Genomic DNA, 2,259 nt, shown 5'->3' with positions numbered 1-2,259 from the left:
TTGTAGCATCTGCCGTAGCTGAACCGGTTAATGTGGTTGTTGCACCTGCACAAACACTTAAAGTACCTGTTATTGTTGGTAAAGCATATAATGTTAAGGTTACTGCAGTTCGAGAACTACTCACACATGATGTTGTATTTTTTATAGATTCAGCATAATATGTAACTGTTCCCAATGAATTTAATGTAGGATTCGATATTACATTTCCTCCCGTTGCTGCATCATACCATACAATCGTCTCTCCTGCTTGAGCCGTGGCTGTGGCAGTCAAAGTTTGAATTGGCGACGAAGCACATTCGGCTTGATTACTTGCTGTTGGAGTTAAAGGCGGAACAACAAACTCCACTTTTATATCGGCTGCAGATCTTGGACAAACACCATTTGAAATAGTCCATGTAAAAACATATATTCCTTCTGCATTTACTGTAGCAGTGGAAGTTCCACTATTTACATTACTAAAATTTACTAATCCTGGCCCTGATTTTAATGACCAAACACCAGAACCTATCGTGGGAGTATTACCTCCTAATATACTACTTATTAGTTGACAATTATATTGATCTGGACCTACGGTTGCGGTTGTTGGGTTTTCATTTAAATTAACCAGAACAGTTGCTTGCTCATAACAAGGAACCAAAGCATCTGCAGAAACAACAACTGGATTTGGGTCTTTTATATTGTAATCAATAGCACCACTCCCGTAATCAAGCGAACTGCTTAATTCAGGACTTAAAAAAGAATTTGTAACATTATAATTAAGTGCACTATCATCTTGCATAGTCAAGGCAAAAAACTTAATGTCCCCAACTGTATAACCAATCAATGATTTCAGCACTTCTACTTCAAAACCTATATTATAATCTCCAATTCCTGAATTACCATTATTAACTCCCATTACAGAAGAAGGGAATCCTGTTGATGCATTTCCTAAATTTAGCTTAGTAGAATTTCCTGTCTTTAATTCAATAATATCAGCGAAATAATTTGTTCCACCATCATCTGTCGAAATTGTAAGACAATAATCAGCTTGAAAATAAGAATCAAAAATACTTGGATTATTATTAAAATAATTGAATCCTTTTACAGATGGAATACTATTTCCTTCATCTCCATAATTTGACAAATTAAAACCTCCTGGCTTCGTATCTAGAAACAATAACATACTTTTATTATTACCTAATTTTCCTGCGATACCAAAGACTAAGTTTTTTTCTGTTGGACTAATTTTGATAGAATTAATATAACCGTTTGATGCATTTAAAGATAATGGAGCGGAAAGCATATTATCTTCCATCGGACCTTTTCCCCACGCAGTTTCTGTTATACTTCCGTCAAACTTTACTGCATATCGCGTTCTAACGCTAACTATTTGACCTTTTTTTAACGTTGCAGTTTGGAATGTTCTATTTGTGGACATCAATTGCTTTGGAACCCCGTCTATTGAAAATTCAAATAAATCAGCACCGCCATTTGCGGTAAATGTAAGTGGAGTTCCTTCACATATTACAGCATCTGTCGGCGAAACAGACAAACTAACTGCGGGCGGCGATGTATAAACAGATGCAACTACAGGCACCCTAATACTAAAATCAGCACCGGCATGAGTTCTAACATAATAGGTCGTAGTTTGACTTACACTTGGACTATATATAGATCCTGTATGCAATATGGTATTAGAAGTTTGACTCGAAAACCATTCAATAACATCACCGCTACCTCCAGATGCAGCCATAGATACTTTCACAGTCATGTCAATCTCTTTCTTACAAGCACTTCCTGCTGTAGTCTGTGGGACTGGTATAATAGCCTTAGCTTTTGCTATTTTTAAAGTTCTATTTGATTTTTTAATAGTATCCTTTAAATTAACAGTTAATGGCAACTGAAAATTTATTTTAGAATTATTTAAAGCTTGATCAAAATTTTTGGCATTAATTTCATTTCCTAAAAATAAAAAAAACAATAAAAATAAAAGTAATTTATTTTTCATAGAATAAATTTTGGTGTTAATGGAACTGACTATATATTTAATTAATTAAAAAAAATAAAAGTATAGTTTTATTTCGGTTAAGCCAATAAAAAATTAATATATAATTAACAATATTGTAAACAAAATATAAATAATAGTTAAATATTATTTTCAGCAAAAATCCATTAAATTACAGTGCAAAAAAAAATCCTCATCAAATGAATGATGAGGATTTAATAGCACCTGAACAAGTTCAGATTAAAGAAAGGCGACGACATACTCTCCCACATAAC

At 33.3% G+C, this 2,259-nt stretch carries 1 protein-coding gene; it reads right to left on the bottom strand.

Annotated features, from left to right (window positions below; all coding sequences use genetic code 11):
- Window positions 1–1,987: Ig-like domain-containing protein (locus C4S35_RS15425; protein ID WP_482788922.1), on the bottom strand; the 1,987-nt coding region annotated here is incomplete at its 3' end.
- Between the last annotated feature and the right edge of the window lie 272 nt (window positions 1,988–2,259).

The sequence above is a fragment of the Flavobacterium urumqiense genome (assembly GCF_900108015.1).
Lineage (GTDB): Bacteria > Bacteroidota > Bacteroidia > Flavobacteriales > Flavobacteriaceae > Flavobacterium > Flavobacterium urumqiense.
The sequence above is the reverse complement of the archived record's forward strand: the minus strand, read 5'-3'. Positions and strand labels throughout refer to the sequence as shown.